The sequence below is a fragment of the Imperialibacter sp. EC-SDR9 genome (assembly GCF_902498805.1).
Lineage (GTDB): Bacteria > Bacteroidota > Bacteroidia > Cytophagales > Cyclobacteriaceae > Imperialibacter.
Genome location: NZ_LR701637.1, coordinates 327,533 through 345,942, shown reverse-complemented (window position 1 = coordinate 345,942; position 18,410 = coordinate 327,533). Strand labels below are relative to the sequence as shown.

Here is an 18,410-nt window from a genome sequence, read left to right as displayed (position 1 = left end):
GGGCTCACTTAACAGTATGTTTTACTTTTCTATTTGTCCTTAATTCTTCTTTTCCTTAAACTGGTCGAAGCGAGTTTTCACATCCTGCCGGGGGAACACATTGTTGTCCAGCTCCACATCTGCTGTTTCCTTGTCCGGATCAAGTTGAATGTTCACTACTTCCTTGTTTTTGGCAAACACTTTGGTCACTTCGTGCTCATTGTGTCTCCAGATTTCGGCAGGGATATACTCCTTTTCTTTGGTGCCATCGAGATAAGTCCATTCAATAATAACGGGAGTTACAAGGCCGCCAGCATTTTTCAGGGTCAATTCATAAAAATTGGTGTTGATATGCTTTTGCTTGATCGCTTCATCATCCACTTTGTTCATAAACTCCCTGTAAGAGTCGTCGGAAGTGCCACTGAACACGAAAGTTTCTGCTGCTTCCTGGAAATTAGTGGCTGGCGCTTTCTTGCCATCGGCTCCCATTACCTCGCCTGAAGCCGTTACCTGGTTTTCGAAGCCTTTTTCGTTGGTGGCCATTTTGTACCATTTTACATTGTCAACGGCCACGTCCACATGATCCGTCGTGTAAAACCAACCTCTCCAAAACCAGTCGAGGTCCATGGCCGATGCGTCTTCCATGCTGCGGAAAAAGTCTGCTGGCGACGGGTGTTTAAAAGCCCACCTGTCGGCATATTCCTTGAAAGCATAATCGAAGAGATCAGGGCCCATAATGGTTTCCCGCAACACGCTGAGCGCTGCTGCCGGCTTCGCATAGGCGTTGTTGCCAAACTGCAGGATTTGCTCTGAGTTGGTCATGATCGGGCGGATGCCCTCTTTGTCGCCTTTCATATAGTCGACAATACAGGCGGCGCAACCACGACGGATGGGCATGTCGGGATAGTGCTCCTTTTGGGTAAGCGACTGCACAAAGGTGTTGAGCCCTTCGTCCATCCAGGTCCACTGGCGTTCGTCGGAGTTGATGATCATTGGGAAGAAGTTATGCCCTACCTCGTGCACAATCACACCGATCATGCCCCACTTTTTCTGGTCTGTATAGCTGCCATCAGGCTCAGGTCGACCAAAGTTGAAGCAGATCATAGGGTATTCCATGCCAATGGAAGCGGCATGCACGGAAATAGCTTTTGGATAAGGATAGTCGATAGTATGCTTTGAATAGGTAATCAAAGTGTTGGCCACGGCCCTTGTCGACTCCTTCTCCCACAGCGGGTTGCCTTCTTTGGGGTAGTAGCTCATGGCAAGTGGCGTTTTACCATTGATATCAACCGCCATGGCATCCCAAATGAACTTTCTGGAAGTAGCAAAGGCTACGTCACGCACATTTTCAGCTTTGAACGTCCAGGTCTTCTTTTCTTTCGACTTTGTCTTCTCAGCCTTTTCTGCTTCCTTCTGGGTAACAATAATCACTGGCTTATCAAAGGTGGTTTTCGCCTTTTCGAAGCGCTGAAGCTGCTCTGGCGTGAGCACCTGAGAGGCATTTTGCAGCGTACCGGTTGCACCCAGAATATGATCGGCAGGCACTGTAACACTAAAAGTAAAGTCGCCGAAAGGTAGCGTAAACTCACCTCGACCTAAAAACTGCTTGTTCTGCCAACCATTCACGTCATCGTATACCGCCATTCTGGGGTAAAACTGAGCAATGGTATAAACGTAGTTTCCATCTTTTGGAAAGAACTCATAACCTGAGCGGGGCCCCTCAAGCATACGGTCATTGATATTGTAAGACCAGGCGATTTTGAACGAAACCTTTCCACCTGGTTCCAGGGCCTTGGGCAAATCCACCCTCATCATGGTTTGGTTGATGGTGTATTTGAGCCCCTTGTCCGACATGTCTTTTACATAGGCAATCTTGAAGCCCCCGTCGTAGTCAGCATCATTGATCATCGTCTGCAATGCTTTCCCTGAAACAGAATCTGACATTGCCGTGGTAGTAACCAGAGGGGTGTTGGACGACTTAGCTCTCATGTTCTGATCCAACTGCACCCACAGGTACGAAAGGCGGTCAGGGGACAAGTTGTGATAGGTGATGGTTTCAGTGCCGGTAATGCTCTGATTGTTGTCGTTCAGTTCGACTGAAATATCATAGTCGGCTTTTTGTTGCCAGTAGTCTTTTCCGGGTGCGCCGGAGGCGGTACGGTAGCTATTGGGAGTGGGAAGCATTGTGCCTAGCTGCTCAAATTTCTGGCCCCATTCTCCCTGGGCTTTTACTAAATAACTTGTGCAAAGGGTCAATGCTACAATGAGTAGTTTCTTCATATCAATTTCACTTTTTACCAAAATTTACTTTCTATAATCATTGTTAGTGATATGCCCGCCACAGCCGACGAAATCACCAAAATCCAGTCTCTTTTCTTTATGCTTCCCAAAGACATAAAAAGGAATGCTGCCACCATCACTGCCAAAACGATCACAATCTGACCCACCTCAAGGCCCAAATTGAAGGCGAGAAGCTGTGTGACAATGGATTCGTCTTTGCCGAGCAGGCTTTTCAGGTAGTTAGAAAAACCCATTCCGTGGATGAGTCCGAAAAACGCCGCAAACCAGTAGTTGAGTTTCACACTTTCGTTGCTCACTTCAGCGTCTTTTTTGTAAATATTGGCCGCCGCCGTTACAAATATTGTAATCGGAATGAGAAACTCCACAAGCCCTGAGTCTACCTTGATAATGTCCAGCGTAGAAAGCGCCAGTGTTAACGAATGACCCAAAGTGAAAGCGGTCACTAAAACAAGGACGTTTTTCCACTGTTGGGCCGAATAAATGGCACACAGGGCAATAACAAACAGTATGTGGTCGTAACCATTGACATCAAGAATGTGTTCCAATCCTAATCCAAAAAAGAGGCTAAACTCCGACATAGATTTCTTAAGTTGCTGCCACAAAAAAGGTTGTAAGTATACATCTTAAATTTTGTACTTGCAGTAAATGTTGTTTCTATGGCAATGATTGTACATATCTTCCTCATATTCGTTACGTGGTTGGCTCACCCTTTTCACGTAAGTGTGTGTGATGTGGAATTCAATGACAAAACTAAGTCTCTGGAGATTTCCCAGCGGATTTTTCTTGACGACCTGGAAGAAGCTTTGAGAAAGAAAAGTGGCTGGACGACGCTGGACGTGGTCAACCCCTCAGATAAGAAGCGATTTGATGCGCTTATGAAAGAGTTTGTGATAGAAAATCTTTCAATAGAAATAAATAATAAACCCGTAAAACTGTCTTATCTCGGCCATGAGCTGGAATCGGATGCTATCTGGTGCTACCTCGAAGTGACCGGCGTGAACAATTTGACTACGATAGGGGTTGCAAATAGTGCGCTCATTGACACTTTTCCCGATCAGGTCAACTTGATCCACGTCAAAAAAGAAGGTAAAATAAGATCGCTAAAATTATACAGGGATAACACAAAGGGTAGTATCAGCTACTAATTCTCCCGCTATTCTGAATTAATAATCACGTAAATTCTATTATGGACAAATTGGATCAATACCAGGAAGGACTCATTCAACTATTATTTGACTACGCTCCCAAGCTAGTGGCTGCCATCGTCATTCTTATCATTGGCTTTTATCTCATTGGCTTTTTCACCCGGTCACTAAAAAAGCTAATGAAGAAAAGGGACGTGGATTCTACTCTCATTCCTTTCCTTTCAAACATTTTTAATGTCGTCCTCAAGGCCATGGTGCTCATTTCGGTGGCTTCCATGGTGGGTATTCAAACGACTAGCTTTGTGGCCGTTATAGGCGCCGCAGGTTTGGCAATTGGTCTGGCCATGCAAGGCAGCCTTTCCAACTTTGCCGGTGGTGTTTTGATCATCATGTTTCGCCCCTACAGGGTAGGCGATTTTGTCGAAATGCAAGGGCAGGCAGGCACCGTGAACGCTATCCAAATTCTCTACACAGTGCTCAAGTCACCAGACAACAAAACAATTGTTATTCCCAACAGTGCCGTAATGGGAGGCACCATTACCAATTATTCAGTGGAAGACAATAGAAGGCTTGACCTCGTTTTCGGCGTGAGCTATTCAGATGACATCAAAAAGGTAAAAGAATTGCTTACTCAAATGGCCATGGATGATGAAAGAGTAATCAAAGATCCGGAGCCATTTATTGCTATCAAAGAAATGGCCGACAGCTCAGTCAATTTTCTTTTCCGGGTTTGGGTAAAAAAGGAGGACTACTGGCCGATGACATTCGACATGCAGGAACGGGTAAAAAGCACATTCGACAAAGAGGGAATTTCTATTCCGTTTCCTCAGAGGGACGTGCACCTTTTTCAGCAGAAGTAAGGTTGCCAAAGGGTAGCTCCTGGAAAATACCCCAGGTGCTGCCGTTGTGCTTCAGTAAACAAATATTGTCAACAAGAAATGAAGCCTTTAGCGGCTTGTTTTCAAATTCCTGCCAAGCCTCGTGAAAGCGAGGCTTTTTTAAATCCCTGAAAGCGAGTGTGATGTGCGGGTGAAAACCTCTGCCCTGATAGTCGGCATTGAACAAATTGAGCGACAAGCGCATAGCTCGGGCCACTGTTTTCTGTAAATCGTGTAATTGAGGCGATTCAACGGGCTCAGCGTAGATTACCCTCGGAGGAAAAGCTGCGAATCCCTTCAATGCCACTTCGAACGGAGTCAGCGGCAAACAGCTTTCTTCCAGCGCAGTAAGAAGTTTTTTCTCCTTGCTCTCCCTCCATTTAAAGGGCATGTGCAACGTAATGTGTGGTGGAGAATTGAGCGATTTGGAAGAATTATATTTATCCCTGAAGTACTCTTTCAGTTGGTGAAGTTCCCCCCTCAACGGCTCCGTTGGCACTACTGCCACAAAGTACAATTTCTCATCCCGAAGTAGGTTTTTTACCATTAAGCACTTAATAATTACTGAATTAGAGATTAAGCTATATTTTAGCAAATCTTTCGAAAACCATTCATTATGAGAAAAATTTACCTCTTTATTTTGGGCTTTGTACTGGCATCGTGCACAGCCTCCCAGGCCCCCGTGGCCACTACCCCTGCTTCAGGGGCGAACGCAGCCTCCGCCACCAAGGACATTGCTGGTTTTACATCAGGAATGGAAAAGTATGAAGGCTTTTTTCCTTTTTACTGGGACTCCAAAAAAGGCAAAGTATACCTTGAAGTAAACAAACTAAATTTTGAGTTTTTATACATCAGCTCCCTGCCTGCCGGAATTGGCTCCAACGACATAGGGCTCGACAGAGGGCAGCTTGGTGGTGAGAAAGTTGTGAAGTTTGTCAGGAGCGGACCAAAAATACTGATGATCCAGCCCAACTACGACTACCGTGCCATCAGCGACGACGCACTTGAAAGAAAGTCGGTGGAACAAGCATTTGCACAGTCGGCTATCTGGGGTTTTGATGTGCTGGCCGAAGAAGACTGGTCGGCGCTGGTAGACTTTACCGATTTTCTTCTCAGAGATTCGCATGGAGTAAGTCAGCGACTAAGCAGAGCCAAACAAGGCAATTATAGCCTGGACAAAAGCCGGTCGATGATTTACACCGAAATGACCAAAAACTTTCCTGAAAACAGCGAGTTTGAAGCGACCATTACCTTCACTGGCACCCCAGCCGGCGCCTGGATCAGGTCGGTGGTTCCTTCTCCGGATGCTGTGACGGTCAGGATGCATCATTCTATGGTACAACTACCCGACTCAAGGTTCAGAACAAGGGCATTTGACCCAAGGTCGGGCTACTACGGCACCACTTATATGGACTACGCCACGCCGATTGATGAGCCGATCACCAAAAGAACCATCAATCGTCACCGGTTGGAGAAGGTTGATCCCAATGCCGCAGTGAGCGAGGCGGTTGAGCCTATTATCTACTACCTCGACCCAGGCACACCCGAGCCCATTCGCTCAGCACTGCTTGAAGGGGCTGCATGGTGGAACGAGGCATTTGAAGCCGCCGGTTACAAAGATGCCTTCCAGGTGAAAATGCTGCCTGAAGACGCTGACCCGATGGACGTTAGATACAACCTGATTCAATGGATTCACCGGTCAACCAGAGGATGGTCGTACGGGGCGTCTGTTGCTGACCCAAGAACGGGGGAAATTATTAAAGGGCATGTGAGTCTCGGCTCATTGAGAGCTCGCCAGGATTTTCTGATAGCAGAAGGGCTTTTGTCTCCATATGAAGATGGCAAGCCGGTTTCTGATGAAATGATGAAAATGGTGCTGGCCCGTATCCGTCAGCTTTCAGCACATGAAGTGGGGCATACGCTTGGCATTGTTCATAGTTATGCATCCAGTGTCAACAACAGAGCGTCGGTGATGGATTATCCGCACCCTTATATAAAAATGGATGCGAACGGGAACATCGATCTTTCCGAAGCCTATGCGGTTGGCATTGGTGAGCTTGATAAACAGATTATTAAGTATGGTTATTCGGACTTCCCCGACGGCACAAATGAAAAAGAGGCTCTTGACAAGATCATCAAAGAAACTTTCAGCAAAGGGTTGATGCATATTACCGACCAGGACTCAAGGCCTGTTGGCGGTGCCCATCCTTATTCCCACCTGTGGGACAATGGCCCTGATGCCGCTGACGAGCTAAACCGAATGATGTCGGTGAGAAGAAAAATTCTCGACAATTTTTCCGAAAAGACGATTCGTCCGGATGCTCCTATGGCGCTGATAGAAGAAGCGCTGGCACCTATGTACTTATTCCATCGCTATCAGGTAGACGCTACTTCTAAAGTGGTAGGTGGACTCAACTACAACTACGCCATGAAAGGGGACGGGCAATTCACTACCAAATACCTTGACCCTGCCATGCAGATGAAAGCATTCGATGCGCTGTTGGCCACGATGACTCCAGAAGCTTTGGCCTTGCCCGAAAAGCTCATTCAGCAAATTCCTCCCAGGCCTTACGGCTATCCGAGAACGAGAGAAACATTTGAGGCTAGAACAGGCGTAGAGTTCGATCCCTTGTCGGCTGCTGAAACGGCTGCTGATTTGACGTTATCTTACCTGATCCACCCGGAAAGAGCGACAAGGCTTGTTGAGCACCATGCCCGCAACGCTGCACAGCCTGACTTTAGCTCACTTCTCAGCAAATTGACAGCCAGCACATGGAAGAAAGCACATCCTGCCGGCTATCATGGAGAAATCATGCGCACGGTAGATAAGTTGGTCATGTATCACCTGATGAACCTCAGCATCAACACGGAGGCCAGCGATCAGGCAAGAGCTATTACGTACTTGCAATTGAAAGACCTGAAAAGCTGGATCGATGCGAAGGTGAAGTCTGAAAATGATTCAGATCAGAAGGCGCATTTGACCTTGGCCTCTGCTCAGCTTGGTCTGTTTTTCGAGAAGCCAGAAGTTGTCAAAGAATACTACAAAGAAACGAAAGCGCCTGACGGCTCTCCCATTGGCATGGACGAGGGAATGGCGTGCGGATTTTGAGCAAAACGAAAAGTTCCGGGGTGCCACGTACCCCGGAACTTTTCTTTACTCCAATCGTCCTAAACTACCTGTGAATAATCAATTCAACTCTTCTGTTCTGGCTTCGTCCTTCAGCCGTCTCGTTTGAGCTAATTGGCTCCAGTTCTCCTTTGCCTTCGGTTGTAAGCCGCTCTCTGGCAATGCCTTTGCTCAGCAGATAGGCCTCCACTGCCGCTGCTCTGGCAACGGAAAGTGTCTCATTAGCGGCTTCGCTCCCAACATTGTCTGTGTGACCCACAATGTCAACTTTCAGCCATGGCTCCTTCTCCAGGCGATCGGCCAACTCATCCAACTTCTCCTTAAATTTGGCGCTAATAGTTGTTCTGTTGGTTTCGAAGCCCAGCTCCTCTGAGATTTTCTCAGATACAAATTTCTCAAACTCTACTCCTTCCACTCCTGTTTTTACGTCCGGTTCAATGGCGGCGCCAGCATCACCTTCTTCTGCTGGTACATCCACCGTGTCTGTCTCGGAGACATCCGTTTCTTCCACCTTTTCTTTCGGAACAGCCAGTCGCTTTGCCACGTTGGTGGGTGAAGGCCGCTTGCTCTTACTCCTCGCTGTTTTCTGCTTTTTCTGTCTTTTGGTTTTTGATTTGGCAGCCCTGGTCACAAGCCCTTTCAACTCGAAGCCAAATTCAAAGGCGCCCTGGTTGGCGGTATTGCTCGCATTTGTTGGCACATCGTAACTAACCCCCATGCGAAACTCGTCCCGGCCAAATTGAAACCCAGCCAAAAAAAGCCCTCCCGACAAATAAGCTCCTTTCAACTCCACAAAGCCCTTGTTGGCCAGCAAATACCGCCAGTTGATACCAGCATTGAGCTGATTGTTTCTTCCGTTGTAGGTATAAAGCACCTCCGGGTAAAGACTCATCGACCCCGATTGATATAACCGGAAACCACCATTGAGCATGAATGAGGTTCGGATTCGGTAGTCCGAGTCGATGAATGCCTCCCTGGGCTGGTTAATGTCAAAACTCGACAAACCAAAATGGGCAAGCCTGGAATTGTTCTTGTCTCGCTTTTCCCACTGCAAGCCAATGCTCAACCTACCAAAAGAGCGGCGCAACTCGTCGAAGCTCTCGCCATTGTCAATCGAGCGGTCATAACCCCGGTTGGGTATGTATTGTTGGCTCGTGAAGAAATCGTCGTAGCTGAATTTTCTTGTTTGGGCAAAAAGACCCACGCCAAGAGCCAGCTGCTGGTTTCTGGCTGTGCGCACTTGCATGGCATAGCTCAGCCCAACTTCCTGTGTTTTAAACGCCTTCCCTTCTCCAGCCTTGTCGTCCAAAAAAGTTACTCCTATACCTCCCAGAGTTCGCCCCCTCCCCGGTGCAACCAATGGGTAGCTGGCGGACAGTGAGGTGCTTTTTATATCGAATTGAGGCCCCGTGTTCTGCTGGCGGTGCACTCCGCCTACCTTCCAGTAATTCCCGATACCCACCAGCGCCGGATTAACTCGCTGGTCAGTGAAGCCATACTGCGAAAAATTGAATTGTTGCGCCAACATCGTTTGGCCGCAAAGCATCAAAAGAAAGCAAACAAGAACCAGGAACATCCACCTCATCGCTAGCTGTGATCTATCTTACGAGGTTAATTTTTCCGGATTTCTTTCCGTTGAGCAGCACGGGGCGGCCATCGCTATATCTCCCTTCCACACGCCAGTAGTATACCCCCGGGGGCATTTTTTCCCCGTTATGGGTTCCATCCCATCCTTCACTGACAGCCCTTGCGGCGTCCAACTCCTGGTAAATCAGTCCTCCCGACCTGGCATATACCCGAAAATCGATAGTTGCCGGAACGGTAGAAAGCTGAAGGAAAAACTGGTCGTTTCGGCTGTCGCCATTAGGAGAAAAAAGGTTCGCTACTCCACCGAGTTGCGCAACCTCCACCCTGATGTTGAACAGGCGTTCGCACCCAGCTTCGTTTTTTATCAACACCTGATAATCCATTGTTTCTCCAGGAGAAACGGTCTGCATATGACTAAAGGGATCGTCAAATTCGCCTGCAGGGCTCCATTCATAAGCCTGACCACCGAAGGCAGTGATATCGGCTGATTCACCGGGAGATATCGTGATCAAAGTATCTGACACTTGCGGATCGAAGAAAGCGATGACGCTCTCGGCTCTGTCAAAACAGCCAAACTCGTTGGCTGCCACTATGGATATTGTATCTGCCTGCGTAACATCGAATGTGAGGCTTGATCCTTCGCCAACAGTGCCGAAAGCCACTGAACTCCAGACAACGTTTGTCCATGTGGCTGGAACTTCGTAGGTAATTTCTGATTCTTCACATACTTGAACAATGCCTTCAATATCGTCTGATAAACGATCCAGTGGTTTGGTAGTTATCGTGTAAACCAACTGTCCGCTTCCGCAATCTTCTGCGCTCACTACCGTTCCATATAGGATATCGCTGGTAGTAGCAGAATAGCTCAACAGATCGATTTGGCCCAGGGCCCCATAATTATTTGAGTACCAGTTTCTTTCAACTCCCTCCTCACCAAAAACCTCTGGGCTCCCTGGACAAAGCTCTGCCGAGGTCCTTACCAGGTCACCATTGCAAATGGCAAACCTGAATAGCTGAAGGCCACCCATTCCGCCACCGTCGTAGGCATTATAGGCATTGTCTACCCCCCTTACTAAAAAGAGATAGTCCCCAGAAGCAAGGTTGTTAACAGTGAGGTAGTCGCCATACAGCACACTGCCATGATATGGCTGCTGGAGGCCAAAGCTCTTTGTGCTCATGTTAGACTCAAAAAGTGCCGTGGTATCGGCGTCAACTAAAAGCACGTCGTAAGAAAGTGAGCTGCTGCTGGTCAAAGAATCTATAGCTGGTTGCCACCGTATTTTCACTTCTCCAGAGCCGGTTTGCACGGCCACCTGCGGAAACGGCAGCGACGGGCCCTTATTAACCGAATCGGCCATGTTTTCAAAAAACACAAGCTTCAATCCGTGAAGGCTCTGCCTGAGCTCTACAAAATCCAGGTTGAAATCCAGGTCCCAATCGGCAAATTCAGTAAGAAGAAGAGAGTCCCGGTAAACTGGCTCAGCCTCCGTAAATGCATTTAAGTCGTTGTACCAAAAAACAAAGGTCGAGTCGTTTCGGGACGCACTTACCCAAAGATCCGTTTTGCCATCCGAGTCGAAATCTGCCATATGTGAGGCCTGAATTTTATAGTTACTCAACATACTGTCCCGCTCGGCAACTATCCGACCCCCATTGTTTCGGTAAAGAACATTTAAATCCTCCCCCGTGGAGCTTTTTCCTCTCACAAAAAGATCAGGCCTGCGATTGCCATCATACTCACCCAAGGCGATCGCCTCTACCTTATGATCCACGGCCACAAAAAATGACGTATCCGATTCCTGCACAATTTGTTCGTACTCGAAGCCAAAATTGGCAGAATCAACAAACTCAAAGATGCCGTTGTTTTTATAAAGCCTGGTAAATGACTGCCCTTGCCTGAAACCTGACAGCAACAAATCTTTTCTGGCGTCACTATCAATATCCAGGGTAAAAAATGTTCCTCTCTCAAACGGCGGAAACTCTATCATCAGGTCCTCAAAGCCTGGTGCGGTGCCCTTCAATACTTTTAGTTCGATACTATCTTCATCGTTTTGCCGTGCGATGAGCAGGTCATTCACAGTGTCATAATTCAGGTCTATAAATTGGAATGCCTCCACGGGCCCGTTCAACACTGGTGTTGGAAGCAATTCGAAAGTGAAGTTTTCCCTGGACAGCAGTACTGAAACGACTGAGTCAGCACCATTGACAACACCTGAAAACGCAAGGTCAATGGTTCCATCCCGATCATAATCAATCGGCTGTAGCTGCCAAATTTTCACATCAGGAAGCGTAGGCGTTTGTTTTGTAAACTTACCTTCCCCTTCGTTTAGATATACCTGAAGTGCCCCATTGCCCAGGCTATCGTTGCCATAAAGTATCAGATCGTAAAGCAGGTTGTTATTCAAATCAACCCACTTCATCGATACATTCTCGATACCGCTTACGCTGAGCGTATCCACTGCTTCAAATGTTTGCGCCCGGAGGTGACTAAAACAAAGCAACCCGAGGATGCTAAAACCAAGTGCTTTTAGTGTATTCATGGTCGTTTTTATTATTCTACTTTGAAGGTGAGTTTAATTGACATCCTGCTGCTGACAGGATAGCCGTTGAAGGAGGCGGGTTTCCATGCAGGGCTTCGTTTGATAACACGGATAGCCTCGTTATCAAAAAGATCTCCTAAAGACTCGACTATGGAAATGTCTTTGAGCGTGCCATCAACATCCACAGAAAACATCACCTTGACGTAGCCCTGAACGCTGTCTTTTCTTGCCAGCTCCGGGTAGGTCAGCTCGCTCTCGATAAAAGCATAAAAAAGGTCGAACCCATCCTTTGGCTCGGCATTCAGGTATACATCCTCTTTTTGTACCTGGTTAGTTTCCTGATTCTCCGATGGCTGCTCGTTTTTCTTTTCGGTCGGCGTCGATGTTTTTGGTTTTGTAACCGGGTCTTGTGATGGTGATGGTGTCTGCGTTTGATCATTGAGCCTGGTCGCCGGTGCAGCTTCAACTGGAGGGCTTGCCGAGACGGCCTCTTCCTTCACCGGCACCTCTGCCAAAGTTGGTTGTTTGTCGCTGACTGAGGGCCTGCCAAGCGTGAGTAAATAAATAATCCCGATAGCCGGAATAACAGCCAGCCCCCACAGCAGCTTCCCGGAATACGCCAGGCCGGAAACCTGCTTACTCCCCGCCAGCACGGAGTCAAAATCCCTCAGTGAGTGGATTTGTTCTGTACTGATCTCTTGTCTCTTTTTTACAAATTGGTATTTCATTTCACGACAAGTTTTTTGACCTCTTTCCTCATTTTTTCCAGCAAGCGATAGCTACGTGTTTTGGCATTGTTTTCGGTAATGTCCAAAATATCTGCCGCCTCCTTAAAACTCTTTCCTTCGAAAAACCTCATTTCTATCAACTCCAGATCTTTCGGCTCCAAAGACTCAAGCAAAACCGGCAATGAGTTCATCCATGCTTCCTGCTCGCTATCGCCGAATTGGAGTTCCTCCAGCAGGTTGACGCCCATGTAGTCATCGAGCGCTACAGTTCTGTGTTTCTTTCCTGACCTGAAGAAGTCGTAGCATTCATTCAGCGCTATCCGATACAGCCAGGAAGAAAAAGAAAGGCCCCGAACCTGGTATTTTTTCAAATTGGCCAGGGCCTTATAAAACACTGAAGAGGTTACATCCTTACTAGCCTCAAGCTGGCCAATTCGAGCATAAACAAATCGGAAAATGGGTTCGTGGTACTTCTCATAGATAGGGCCGAACCTTTTGGGGTCTTGCTTGGCTTGCTCTATAAGTGCGTGTTCATCCAACTCCACTTTTGCGCTGTTTGATTGGTCAGAATTTTGAAACTTTCGGCCCTGTAACGGGGAAGAATGGAAAAGATACAGAAGATGAAAAAATATTTTTCCCTGGAAACCGGGATTAGTTGGCACTGAGGTTACAGATGAAAGCAGTTTGATGTACAACGACAGCCGCAGCGCCGCATATTATACCCGCCAGGAACCAGATCTTAATTCAAATGGCTTTTTAACAAAAGGAATATGTTTTTCTACTGATGCTGATCCTTCAGCAGATCGGTTACTTTCTTGACAGGGTTAAATGTTGAAACTGGCACTTCAACAAACACGGTGTTCCAATTGCTCATCGAACCGTTCCAAAGTCCGGGGAGCTCCTGTGCCTTCAGGGCCTTGCCATCTTTCGATTTCTCGGTAACAAAGCCCGTTTTGGGGTCGGTGAATTTCATCAGGTCGAACTTCTTCCCGCTATAGTCTTTGGTACCACACACCAAGTCAACCGGGTTAAAGTGTGTACTTTCTTCGAAAATTTTCTTTTGCCCTGCATCCTTCAAATCAACCTGCGCACTTTCCACGATCTGTAGCGACACGGTACCGTCAGGGTTTTTGCACCAAAACGGCCCTCCTCCCGGCTCTCCTTCATTTTTCACCATGCCGCAAATGCGGATGGGTCGGTTGAATTTGCCTTTGAGGAAAGCCGATCTTTCCGCAGCCGACGCTGTTCTGGCGGTAGTATGATTGCTGGTACAAAACTCTTTTTCCAAAAAGTCGTACATGGTGTCAAGATCGGCCGTACTTGCACCACCAGCTTCAAGTTTTTCAAGGAACCCGAAAATCTTACTTTGGTATTCCAACAGAAGGCTGGCGATCACCTTCTTATAGACAAATGTGTCTTCCTTCAGTCGGTCGGGCACCACATTATCTATGTTCTTAACAAATATAACATCGGCATTAAGGTCGTTGAGGTTGGCTAGCAATGCCCCATGACCTGCCGGACGGAAAAGCAGTCCTCCGTCGTTTTCCCGGAAGGGCGCATTGCTCATATCTACGGCTATGGTATCAGTAGATGCCTTCTGCTCTGAAAAGCTTACTTCGAATTTTACGCCGTACTGTTTTTCGTAGCCCTCCTGCACATCAGCCACATGCTCTTTGAATTTGCCTCTGTGCTCAGGGCTGACAGTAAAGTGCAGCTTCACGCTACCATCGGCCGACTTAGCATAGTTGGCTCCTTCCACAAAATGCTCTTCCGCTGGTGTTCTGGAAACACCGTTCTTCTTATGAAACTTCAAAAGCCCCTTTGGCAACTGGCCGTAACCGAGTCCTTTGTCAAGCAACAGGTACTCAAGAATAGAAACATACTTTCGTTTTAAGTGAGCTTCCTCCAGCGATGTGCCTGATTTTGCATAAACATTTTTCAAGTCATCGTAAAAAGCGAAATCCTCCAGCCGCTTGAAAAAATCAAACATGGAGCCGCTCTTCTGATTGGCTGTGAGCTTTTGATAGTCGGCCTCTGAGCCGGTATACTCTTCCATAAAGCTGAAGAGGTCCTTAAACATGCGGCTGGCCGCTCCGGAGGCAGGTACGAACTTTACGATGGCTTTCGAAGCAGTTGCGCTTTCATAGCTTTTCAGCCTCGCATCAATGTCCTTTTCCGACAACTTACTAAGGCCGTCTCCAATAGTCGCTGCCTTTTCCAGCTTCAAAGGAGGAAAGTCGTCTTTGAAGTTTTGAATTTGAGCTTCCACTACGTCAGTTGAGGAGCCTCTCTTTTTTATGAAATCAATATCGCTGCTGGAAAACATTTCGTAAGTCGTTTAAGTCGGCAATTAGCTTCACCTAATTAAGGTGAAGGGGTCGATAAATCCAAGGTTAAAATGGATAAGAATTCTTACTATAAGCTCCTTTGTGTTATTCGCCGTAGGGTCTTACGCTTTAAAAATGTTAATTCGTAAAAATCAAAAGTCTTCGTAATTTGTCTACCTAAAGCATATGTCTCCATCATGAACGAATTTTTAACAATATCGCCAACCTTCTACGGTATGAGCATCGTGCCGAAGAAATACTGGAAGGACTATGGCTTTGCGCTGCTCACTATTGCCGGGGCGGATGGGGATGTGTCAGACCCCGAAATGGACTGGCTTACCGAAGACCTTGGACAGTCTTTGAAAGTAGGTACCGACCTCATTGCTGCCTGGGAAGAGTTCGACTGGGAAAATGCTGACCTTGGCGAAATTTTCCAACGACTTAACCCCAATCAAATAGCAAACTACAGCAAGCTCATGCTCTACGACGCCATCAGGATGTCTTATGCCGATGGGGATTTTTCTGACAAAGAGCGTGAAAGCGTAGATGAATGTGCCCGAATTCTTAAAGTGAACAAGGAGACAGTAATGGCCATGGAGGCCCTTGTTGAAATGGAACGGGCAGCCGACAAACTCCGACAAACTATTCTTTAAACTCAACATCCAGCCAACCTATGGAAGCGTTATCTATCAGAATCATCAACATTCACTGCTACTTTTATGAAGAAAACGATGGTGACGAGGTATTTCTGGTCATCAACAAAAAGAAAGTATGGCCCGTGGATGAGAAGTGGTACCGCATGAAGGCCGAATCATTGGAAGTTGACCATGTCATTGACGGATTCAAAGTGAACGAAAAGGTTGATTTGGAGGTGTGGGACTACGACTACCTCAGCCCCAACGACTATATGGGTAAAATCTCCATGCTCATCGACAAGCCAGGTGGGCCTTACACCACCGATATGCAGCTGGCCGACCCCAAGCAAATCGCCCGGTACTCCATCACCTGGGAAATAATAAAACCTAAGTGAGCACTAAGGAATAAGCTCTTTGTGCATCACCTTGGCTTCGCCTTCTATGACAGCTTTTCCCGTGGCAACGTGCGTGAGCACTGTGGTTATGGTGGCCGAACTTCTCCCGTCAAGACTTACCACTTCCACTCTCGCCTGGTAGTCTTCCCCTGGGTACACCGGCCTTTTGAATTGCAACGTCTGACCAAGATAGATGGTGCCATCGCCAGGAAAAATGGTGCCCAATATCCTGGAGAAAATGGCTGCGCTGAAAATGCCGTGAACAATTGGTTTCTTAAAAGAGGTGTTGGCAGCAAACGTCGCATCGATGTGCACAGGGTTTTTGTCACCGCTTAGCTCGGCAAAGGCATTTACCTGCTCCTGGGTAAGTGAAAAAGGCATTTCGTAAGTATCTCCGACTTTCAGCATAGTAGCTTTGTTTGCCTTAAATATAAGGGCTTTTTTGCAACTACTTCCGCACAACAAATTTTCACCACCAACGGATTATTGCTTGAATCAAAAACCATTTATGTTGTTCTTCCCGCATTAACCCGAAAACCAATCAGTCATGCAAAAAAGACTCAACTACTTGCTGCTGCTGGCCTTCATCATGCTCATTCATTGGGCAGAAGCGCAAAGCGGAAAAAAGCCTATCGTCACTTCCGACCTAATGAAAATTGTTACCTCCTCACAGCTGGAGGTATCGCCCGATACCAGGAAAGCGGTGATGGTCGTCACCAAAAGAGATCAAAAAGGGGATGACTATTTTTATAGCCACAACCTCTACATGCTCGATCTTGAAAAAGGTGGAGAGCCTATTCAGCTTACGTTCGGAAAAAAGAGCGACTCACAGCCTACCTGGGCTCCTGACGGTGAAAAAATCGCTTTTGTGCGATCCGACGACGGAAAATCGCAAGTATGGATTCTGCCGTTAACCGGGGGCGAAGCCTATCCACTTACTTCTGCCAAGCACGGTGCCTCTGGCCCCCGCTGGGCTCCTGACGGAAAATCTATTCTCTTTTCGTCGTCCATCCACGATTGGGACACCGAAGGCACTCCAACCTGGGCTTATGAAAGACCAGGAAGAGCATTCAAAGACGAGCCCAACTGGAAAGCACTGAAAGAAGAAGAGAAAAAAGACATTAAATCTACTCCCGACGGCGACCTTGAAGGGCTTCGGGCATGGCTGGCCAAAAATGCCGTCGACAAAAACCCACGGGTATTTGTGAATCAGGATTTCCAGGCGGAACAGGGACTCAACCCCGAGATGAAGTATCGGCATTTATTCATTCAGGCGCTTGACGCAGGAAAAGCCCGTCAACTCACCATGGGTTTCCAGGATTTTGGCGGTGGCGATTGGTCAACGGATGGAAAAACCATTGTTTGCTCCTCTGTGGCTTACAAAGTGGAGCCCGACAAGCAAAGCTACTCTGACCTTTGGAAAATTGACGTCACGTCAGGTTCGGCTACCTCCTTCCTTCATATGGAAGGTTTCTCCTTAGGCAGTCCAAAGTTCTCACCCGACGGAAAGTCCATACTGTTTTACATGCGAGATGATGTAAACAGGCATGCTACGCAAAATGACCTGGGACTTGTCAACATCGACGGCAGCGGCGCAAAAATGATTACAGCGGAGTTTGACAGAGACGCTGGTGGGCCGGTCTTTTCTCCTGATAACAAAAAAATCTATTTTACTGCGTCGTCCGAAGGGGACATTCCTTTGTACAGCTACGACCTGAAGAAAGGCGAAATCGTTACCCTTTTGGAAGGAGACAAAGGGATCAATGACTTTGCGCTTGCAGGCAAAAAAATCATTATGACCATTACCGACTTCAATAACCCTCTGGAAGTATACAGCATGGACATGAAGAGCGGGGCTTTGACAGCGTTAACACATTTCAACTCGGATTGGCTGAAAGACAAAATCGTCACTCCCGTTTCCGAATACTGGGTCACCCGACCCGACGGCGTAAAAGTGCAGTACTGGGTGATGCAACCCGTTGGCTTCAAACAAGGAACCAAATACCCGACTGTACTGGAAATCCACGGTGGGCCTTCTGCTATGTGGGGGCCGTCGGGACTCAGTATGTGGCATGAATTTCAGCTGCTGACGAGCTGGGGGTACGGAGTAGTTTTCAGTAACCCACGGGGTAGTGGTGGCTATGGCGATGCGTTTAAAAAAGGTAATTATCGAGACTGGGGCCACGGGCCTGCCAACGACATTCTGGCAGCATTGGATGATGCCACTTCCAAAAACAACTGGATGGATACCGATCAGCTATTTGTAACAGGCGGCAGCTACGCCGGCTACATGGTGGCCTGGCTGGTAACGCAAGACAAACGTTTCAAAGCAGCGAATGCCCAAAGAGGTGTCTACGATCTCACTACCTTTATGGGAGAAGGCAATGCCTGGCGGCTGGTACCAACGCATTTTGGCTACCCATGGGAAGACGGCGTTCAGGAAATCCTTGATGCCAACTCACCAATTACCTTCATCGACCAAATTACGACCCCTCTGCTCATCATGCACTCTGATCAGGATCTGAGAACGGGTACTATCCAGTCGGAAATGATGTACAAGAGCCTCAAAGCACTTGACAGGCCGGTGGAATATGTGCGGTATCCTGGCGAAGGGCATGAGCTGAGCAGAAGCGGCAATCCACTGCGCATGATGGATAGGCTCGGCCGGTTTATTGAATTTTTTGAAAGATATGTGAAACATCCCGAAGCGCCTGCGGCTACTGTGGGAGAAGACTAAAGCTAGACCTATTTTCCTCGGCTTGATTTTG

At 47.5% G+C, this 18,410-nt stretch carries 15 protein-coding genes; 6 read left to right on the top strand and 9 right to left on the bottom strand.

Going from position 1 to position 18,410, the window contains the following annotated elements:
* Nucleotides 1-39: 39 nt before the first annotated feature.
* Both GC130_RS26855 and GC130_RS26850 read right to left on the bottom strand, forming a co-directional pair.
* The gene (locus GC130_RS26855; protein ID WP_152001454.1) at nucleotides 40-2,259 is read right to left on the bottom strand and encodes a M1 family metallopeptidase; all 2,220 of its coding nucleotides are present in this window, start codon (nucleotides 2,257-2,259) and stop codon (nucleotides 40-42) included.
* Nucleotides 2,260-2,273: 14 nt separating this feature from the next.
* Entirely contained in the window at nucleotides 2,274-2,858 is a 585-nt protein-coding gene (locus GC130_RS26850) for a HupE/UreJ family protein (RefSeq protein ID WP_152001453.1), read from the bottom strand.
* 78 nt (nucleotides 2,859-2,936) lie between these two features.
* Between GC130_RS26850 and GC130_RS26845 the strand changes: the two genes are divergently transcribed.
* On the top strand, nucleotides 2,937-3,425 hold the full coding sequence (locus tag GC130_RS26845; protein WP_152001452.1) for a DUF6702 family protein: 489 nt from the start codon (nucleotides 2,937-2,939) through the stop codon (nucleotides 3,423-3,425).
* A gap of 41 nt (nucleotides 3,426-3,466) precedes the next feature.
* Nucleotides 3,467-4,285 (top strand): mechanosensitive ion channel family protein, encoded by an 819-nt coding sequence (locus tag GC130_RS26840; RefSeq protein ID WP_152001451.1) that lies wholly within the window; start codon nucleotides 3,467-3,469, stop codon nucleotides 4,283-4,285.
* Here GC130_RS26840 and GC130_RS26835 read toward each other — a convergent pair.
* The gene (locus GC130_RS26835) at nucleotides 4,239-4,850 is read right to left on the bottom strand and encodes a 2'-5' RNA ligase family protein (RefSeq protein ID WP_152001450.1); all 612 of its coding nucleotides are present in this window, start codon (nucleotides 4,848-4,850) and stop codon (nucleotides 4,239-4,241) included. The two genes, GC130_RS26840 and GC130_RS26835, sit on opposite strands and share 47 nt — an antisense overlap.
* Nucleotides 4,851-4,919: 69 nt before the next feature.
* Between GC130_RS26835 and GC130_RS26830 the strand changes: the two genes are divergently transcribed.
* Nucleotides 4,920-7,412 (top strand): zinc-dependent metalloprotease, encoded by a 2,493-nt coding sequence (locus GC130_RS26830; RefSeq protein WP_226940623.1) that lies wholly within the window; start codon nucleotides 4,920-4,922, stop codon nucleotides 7,410-7,412.
* Between the two features lie 64 nt (nucleotides 7,413-7,476).
* Here GC130_RS26830 and GC130_RS26825 read toward each other — a convergent pair whose 3' ends face one another.
* The 5 genes from GC130_RS26825 to GC130_RS26805 all read right to left on the bottom strand — a co-directional run bounded on the left by GC130_RS26825 (nucleotide 7,477) and on the right by GC130_RS26805 (nucleotide 14,611).
* On the bottom strand, nucleotides 7,477-9,006 hold the full coding sequence (locus GC130_RS26825) for a PorP/SprF family type IX secretion system membrane protein (protein WP_226940643.1): 1,530 nt from the start codon (nucleotides 9,004-9,006) through the stop codon (nucleotides 7,477-7,479).
* 22 nt (nucleotides 9,007-9,028) lie between these two features.
* Nucleotides 9,029-11,557 carry an FG-GAP-like repeat-containing protein gene (locus GC130_RS26820; RefSeq protein WP_152001448.1) on the bottom strand — a complete coding sequence of 843 codons (2,529 nt, stop codon included), beginning with the start codon at nucleotides 11,555-11,557 and terminating at the stop codon, nucleotides 9,029-9,031.
* Nucleotides 11,558-11,568: 11 nt separating this feature from the next.
* Complete coding sequence (locus GC130_RS26815) at nucleotides 11,569-12,285, bottom strand: energy transducer TonB (protein ID WP_152001447.1); 717 nt, start codon at nucleotides 12,283-12,285, stop codon at nucleotides 11,569-11,571.
* Nucleotides 12,282-12,830, bottom strand: a complete 549-nt coding sequence (locus GC130_RS26810) for an RNA polymerase sigma factor (protein WP_193218034.1) — start codon at nucleotides 12,828-12,830, stop codon at nucleotides 12,282-12,284. Before GC130_RS26810 ends, GC130_RS26815 begins: the two co-directional genes overlap by 4 nt.
* 233 nt (nucleotides 12,831-13,063) lie before the next feature.
* The gene (locus GC130_RS26805; protein ID WP_152001445.1) at nucleotides 13,064-14,611 is read right to left on the bottom strand and encodes a DUF4301 family protein; all 1,548 of its coding nucleotides are present in this window, start codon (nucleotides 14,609-14,611) and stop codon (nucleotides 13,064-13,066) included.
* 198 nt (nucleotides 14,612-14,809) lie between these two features.
* Here GC130_RS26805 and GC130_RS26800 point away from each other — a divergent pair, with 198 nt between their 5' ends.
* Nucleotides 14,810-15,265 (top strand): TerB family tellurite resistance protein, encoded by a 456-nt coding sequence (locus GC130_RS26800; protein ID WP_152001444.1) that lies wholly within the window; start codon nucleotides 14,810-14,812, stop codon nucleotides 15,263-15,265.
* A 20-nt stretch (nucleotides 15,266-15,285) separates the two neighbouring features.
* A complete protein-coding gene (locus tag GC130_RS26795; protein ID WP_152001443.1) occupies nucleotides 15,286-15,642 on the top strand; it encodes a hypothetical protein in 357 nt (118 codons plus the stop codon).
* Nucleotides 15,643-15,645: 3 nt separating this feature from the next.
* Here the strand turns inward: GC130_RS26795 and GC130_RS26790 are convergent, their stop codons facing one another.
* Nucleotides 15,646-16,050: a MaoC family dehydratase gene (locus tag GC130_RS26790; RefSeq protein ID WP_152001442.1), complete on the bottom strand. Its 405-nt coding sequence runs from the start codon at nucleotides 16,048-16,050 to the stop codon at nucleotides 15,646-15,648.
* Nucleotides 16,051-16,189: 139 nt separating this feature from the next.
* Here GC130_RS26790 and GC130_RS26785 point away from each other — a divergent pair, with 139 nt between their 5' ends.
* Nucleotides 16,190-18,379, top strand: coding sequence for a S9 family peptidase (locus GC130_RS26785; protein ID WP_152001441.1), 2,190 nt, complete (start codon nucleotides 16,190-16,192; stop codon nucleotides 18,377-18,379).
* The last annotated feature ends 31 nt before the right edge of the window (nucleotides 18,380-18,410 follow it).